Raw genomic sequence first — 5086 nt, forward strand, 5'->3', positions numbered from 1 at the left:
CGTGCGTAGGCGTCGATCAATGAGCCGACATAATCGGGCTGCTTGCCGGTGAGTTCGCGGGCAGGGCGGGCCTTGGGCACGGGGCGGTCGGCTTCGGGATCGGGGGTGCCGTAGATGAAGCCGTTGGCCGGATAGACCGATCCGCCGAGCCCGTCATTGTCGCGATACCAGACCTTCACCTCGCTCCAGTCGCCGTCGGGCGAGACGTCGAACAGCGTCACGTCCTGCTCGGCATGGCCGCGCTCGCCATTCTGGCGCGACCAATTGGCATGGGTGACCATCAGCACGCGGGAGTCCACGATGCGGCTGACCACCGCGACATGGCCGAGCGGCAGGCGCGGGCTGCGGGCGAAGACGAGCACCGCGCCGACCTTGGGCTGCGAGCCCCGGGAATAGCGGCCCTTGGCCTGATCCCACCAGGTCCATGCGTCGCCATAGATCTGGATGCCCGAAGCGGCGCGGGCGAAGGGCACGCATTCGCCGACATAATCGAGCAGCGAATCCGCGCGCGCCGGCGCGATCGCGGCAAGGCCGAGAGCGATGCAGGACAGGAATACGCGCATAGGACTACCCCGAAAACAGTCCCCCGTGCGCGGAATCCTAAATGTGAATGGTTACCAAGAGGTTAACGATATCGCCTCAAGCGATCGGCGCCGTGGCTCATTTACCCTGTTGCCGCCGCGCCATGAACGCCAGCCGCTCGAACAGCATCACGTCCTGCTCGTTCTTGAGCAGCGCGCCGTGGAGCGGCGGGATCGCCTTGGCGGGATCGCGTGACTGGAGCACGTCGAGCGGCATTTCCTCATGGAGGAGCAGCTTCAGCCAGTCGAGCAGCTCGCTGGTCGAAGGCTTCTTCTTCAGGCCCGGCACTTCGCGAATTTCATAGAAGACATCCATGGCCTTGGAGACCAGGATCTTCTGGATGCCCGGGAAGTGGACGTCGATGATCGCCTGCATCGTCTCGCGATCGGGGAACTTGATGTAATGGAAGAAGCAGCGGCGCAGGAATGCGTCGGGCAGTTCCTTCTCGTTGTTCGAGGTGATGACGACGATCGGCCGCTCCGCCGCGCGCACGGTCTCGCCCGTCTCGTAGACATGGAATTCCATGCGATCGAGCTCGAGGAGCAGATCGTTCGGGAATTCGATATCGGCCTTGTCGATCTCGTCGATCAGCAGCACGGGAAGCTGGGGGGCGGTGAACGCCTCCCATAATTTGCCCTTGCGGATATAATTGGCGATGTCGTGGACGCGCGCATCGCCGAGCTGGCCGTCGCGCAGCCGCGCCACCGCGTCATATTCGTACAGGCCCTGCTGCGCCTTGGTGGTCGACTTGACGTTCCACTCGATCAGCGGCGCATCCACCGCCTTGGCGATCTCATAGGCCAGCACGGTCTTGCCGGTGCCGGGCTCGCCCTTGACGAGGAGAGGACGCCGCAGCGTGACCGCGGCATTGACCGCGACCTTCAGGTCTTCGGTCGCGACATAGCTCTGGGTGCCTTCGAAGCGCATGGCTCCGGGGTAGCGGGGCGGGGAGGGCTTGTCAGCCCCGATTGCGGGCGCCGGCGCGGGCCTCGAGCAGATCCCACAGGCCGCGATGCTGGGCATAGACCTGTTGCGCGCCGAACAGCATCGCCCGCTCGATCGCGCATTCGCGGGCTAGCGCATCGACGACACTCACCGTTTCCTCGGCAAGCGGAAGCTCGGACGGGACCAGCGTGACGCCGAAGCGATGCGCGGCGGTGTCGAGCACCTGGCGGATGGTCGTCCAGTCGATCGCCAGCGCGACCGCCGCGCCCGTCGCGCAGCCGGCGCGATCGGACTGGGCGAGCATCTCCAGCGCATGGCGCTGCGCGGCGGCGGCGGCCTCCGATTCGGCATGGCCCGGCGTGCTGGGCAGCGGACCCGCGCCGGCGACGAGGCGGACCAGATAGGTGCGCTCGCCGGCAAAGGCGTCGGCAGCGGCTTCGATCCAGCCCGATTCGATCGTGAAGCGGGCGTGCTGGAGCGCATGATCGATCACGCCCGGATGGCGGCCGTGCAGCAGGCAGATGAAATGGACCGCGTCGCATAGGTCGCGCATCGGCTCGTTGCCGTCGATCAGGCGGCGCAGATAGGGATGGTTGGCGCTGCCGTCGGAACCCGCCAGCGAACCCATTGCGCCCCAGGCACCGCCCAAATGCGCAATCTGTACGGAATCAAACGGCATCTCGTCCCCAGTCAGCAAGACCACCGCAACGGATACGGCGTCTCCTTTTTTACCTCAGGGTTTATACTGAACCGACTAGAGACATGGTTGACGGAAAATTTACCATAAGAAAATGCAAGGCCAAGGATGCCGGGCGCGCAGATGATCCGTTCCCGTAACGATTGCCCGGGGCAGCTGCGCGAGCATCGGAAAACCTTCCGGTGCGCGATTCCTGCAAATTCCAAAGGAAAAGGGCGGGTGTCCAGTTTGGACACCCGCCCTTTTCATGATCGGACCTTGCAGTCTTATTGATCGAGGAACGACCGCATCTTGCGGCTGCGACTCGGATGCTTGAGCTTCCGCAGCGCCTTCGCCTCGATCTGGCGAATGCGTTCGCGCGTGACCGAGAATTGCTGGCCGACCTCTTCCAGCGTGTGATCGGTGTTCATGCCGATGCCGAAGCGCATCCGCAGCACGCGCTCTTCACGCGGGGTGAGGCTGGCAAGGACGCGGGTGACCGTTTCCTTGAGGTTCGCCTGGATCGCGGCGTCCACCGGGATGACGGCGTTCTTGTCCTCGATGAAGTCGCCCAGATGGCTGTCCTCCTCGTCGCCGATCGGCGTTTCGAGGCTGATCGGCTCCTTGGCGATCTTCATCACCTTGCGGACCTTTTCGAGCGGCATGCTCAGCCGCTCGGCCATTTCCTCCGGCGTGGGCTCGCGGCCCTGCTCGTGGAGGAACTGGCGGCTGGTCCGCACCAGCTTGTTGATCGTCTCGATCATGTGCACCGGGATGCGGATCGTGCGCGCCTGGTCCGCGATCGAGCGGGTGATCGCCTGGCGGATCCACCAGGTGGCGTAGGTGCTGAACTTGTAGCCGCGACGATACTCGAACTTGTCCACGGCCTTCATCAGGCCGATATTGCCCTCCTGGATCAGATCCAGGAACTGCAGGCCGCGGTTCGTGTATTTCTTGGCGATCGAGATCACGAGGCGAAGATTGGCCTCGACCATCTCCTTCTTGGCGATGCGCGCCTCGCGCTCGCCCTTCTGCACCATGTTGACGATGCGGCGGAACTCGCCGAGCGCCATGCCGGTCGCCTGGCTGATCTCCGAGATCTCGATGCGGATGCGATCGACCGCGGCGGCCTCGTTCTCGGCGAAGGCCTTCCACTTCTTGTCGAGCTTCTCGACCGTGGCGAGGAAGCTCTCGTCCATCTCGTGATCGATATAGCGATCGAGGAAGTCCTTGCGCGGCACCTTGTGGCGCTCGGCGAGGCGCAGCATCTGCCCGCCCAGCGCGGTCAGGCGCCGGTTGAAGCTATAGAGCTGGTCGACGAGATATTCGATCTTGGCGTTGTGGAACTGGACGCTCTCGACCTCGGCCGTGAGCTCCTCGCGCAGCTTGTGATAGTTGCGCTCCTGCGCCACCGGCAGCTCGCCGCCCGCCGCCATCGCATCGAGCCGAGCCTGCTGGATCTTCGAGAACTTCTTGTAGACCGCGGTGATGTTGGCGAACCGCTCCAGCGCCTGCGGCTTGAGCTGCTCCTCCATCTGGGCGAGGCTGAGGGTGTTGTCCTCCTCTTCGTCGTCCGAAGGCCGCGGGGTGCGGCGCTCGGTCATCGAATCCTCGTCCTCCTCCTCGGCGACTTCCTCGACTTCCTCTTCCTCCTTGAAGGAGGCGCCGGCGGTCTTCTCGCTGATCTCGCCGGTGTCGTCGTCCTCGGCGCCCTCGACCTGCTCGGCCGACGGACCCTTGGAGAGCATCGCGTCGAGATCGAGGATCTCGCGGAGCTGCATCGTGCCTTCGTTGAGCGCGTTCGACCAGCCGATGATGGCGTTGAACGTGATCGGCGATTCGCACAGGCCCAGGATCATCGTGTCGCGGCCGGCCTCGATCCGCTTGGCGATGGCGATCTCGCCCTCGCGGCTGAGCAGCTCCACCGCGCCCATCTCGCGCAGGTACATGCGGACCGGATCGTCGGTGCGATCGACGGTCTCCTTCTTCTTCGTGAGCTCGAAGGCAGGCTCGTCGTCCTTGCCGTCGGCGGCATCGACTTCGTCCGGGGTGTCGTCCTCGGGCTCGGCGTCCTCGCCGGCGTCCTCATTCTCGACGACGTTGATGCCCATGTCGTTGAGCGCGGACATGACGTCCTCGATCTGCTCCGAGGACATCTGATCCTGCGGCAGCATCTCGTTGAGCTGGTCCACGGTGATGTAGCCGCGCTTCTTGGCGCGCGCGACCAGCTTCTTGAGCGTGCCCTCGTTGAGATCGATCAGCGGTGCATCGCCCACTTCGATCGTGTCGTCACCGCCGCCGCCATTCGCCTTCGCCATCAAATACCTCGAATCAAGATGGCGGCTATTTTAACAGCCGCCCTAATCGTCAAATTCTTCTTCGTCCGCAAGCATCAGATTCGCGAGCCGCGCATGCAGCTCCTGCCGCTGCCTGGAAAGCGCAACCTGGCGGGCGAACGCCTCTTCCGAGCCGTCCCTGCTCAGAGCCTGCGTAGCCTCCGCCAGCGCCGCATCCACCACGGGCTGCGCCACCATCACGGCAATCGCCTCGTTCAAGTCCTCTCGCGCCCGCACCTCGTCCGCCACATTCTGGCGCGTGAACGAGAAGGGAAGCGTGTCGGCTCTCAAGAGGTCGCTCGCCACCTGATCAAATCCGGACCTCGCCAATATGGTGAGAACTTTGCCGCTATCAAGTTGACGATCCTCTAAAGCCACGTCGATAACCGCCTCGAACAGCTTGCCGAGTGCGCCACTGGCGCTGCGGAGACTTCCGAGCACTTCCATGTGGCGGGCGATTTCGGCCGGATGGCGGATCAGCCCGGCGAGCACCGCGCGGGCGAGGATCGGATCGAGGCCTGCCGCCTGGACGCCGCGCATCGTCGCA

The 5086-nt window shown here is 64.3% G+C and carries 4 protein-coding genes and 1 pseudogene; all 5 read right to left on the bottom strand.

Annotated features, from left to right (window positions below; all coding sequences use genetic code 11):
* On the bottom strand, positions 1-563 hold a 563-nt coding region (locus HB724_RS20155), incomplete at its 3' end, for a CHAP domain-containing protein (protein ID WP_213982733.1).
* 97 nt (positions 564-660) lie between these two features.
* Positions 661-1509, bottom strand: coding sequence for a MoxR family ATPase (locus HB724_RS20160; protein WP_213982734.1), 849 nt, complete (start codon positions 1507-1509; stop codon positions 661-663).
* A gap of 31 nt (positions 1510-1540) precedes the next feature.
* The gene (locus HB724_RS20165) at positions 1541-2155 is read right to left on the bottom strand and encodes a hypothetical protein (RefSeq protein WP_256731650.1); all 615 of its coding nucleotides are present in this window, start codon (positions 2153-2155) and stop codon (positions 1541-1543) included.
* A 335-nt stretch (positions 2156-2490) separates the two neighbouring features.
* Positions 2491-4521, bottom strand: a complete 2031-nt coding sequence (gene rpoD, locus HB724_RS20170; RefSeq protein WP_213982736.1) for an RNA polymerase sigma factor RpoD — start codon at positions 4519-4521, stop codon at positions 2491-2493.
* A gap of 42 nt (positions 4522-4563) precedes the next feature.
* A pseudogene (locus HB724_RS20175) lies at positions 4564-5086 on the bottom strand (DNA primase); the annotation flags it as partial.

Origin of the sequence: Sphingomonas sp. dw_22, from assembly GCF_018449795.1 — a bacterium.
In the GTDB taxonomy this organism is placed as follows: domain Bacteria; phylum Pseudomonadota; class Alphaproteobacteria; order Sphingomonadales; family Sphingomonadaceae; genus Sphingomonas.

Bases quoted from the DNA above. Each gene is read 5' to 3' on its own strand.
- rpoD (WP_213982736.1), bottom strand. From the start codon at position 4,521: ATGGCGAAGGCGAATGGCGGCGGCGGTGACGACACGATCGAAGTGGGC.
- HB724_RS20165 (WP_256731650.1), bottom strand. From the start codon at position 2,155: ATGGGTTCGCTGGCGGGTTCCGACGGCAGCGCCAACCATCCCTATCTG.
- HB724_RS20160 (WP_213982734.1), bottom strand. From the start codon at position 1,509: ATGCGCTTCGAAGGCACCCAGAGCTATGTCGCGACCGAAGACCTGAAG.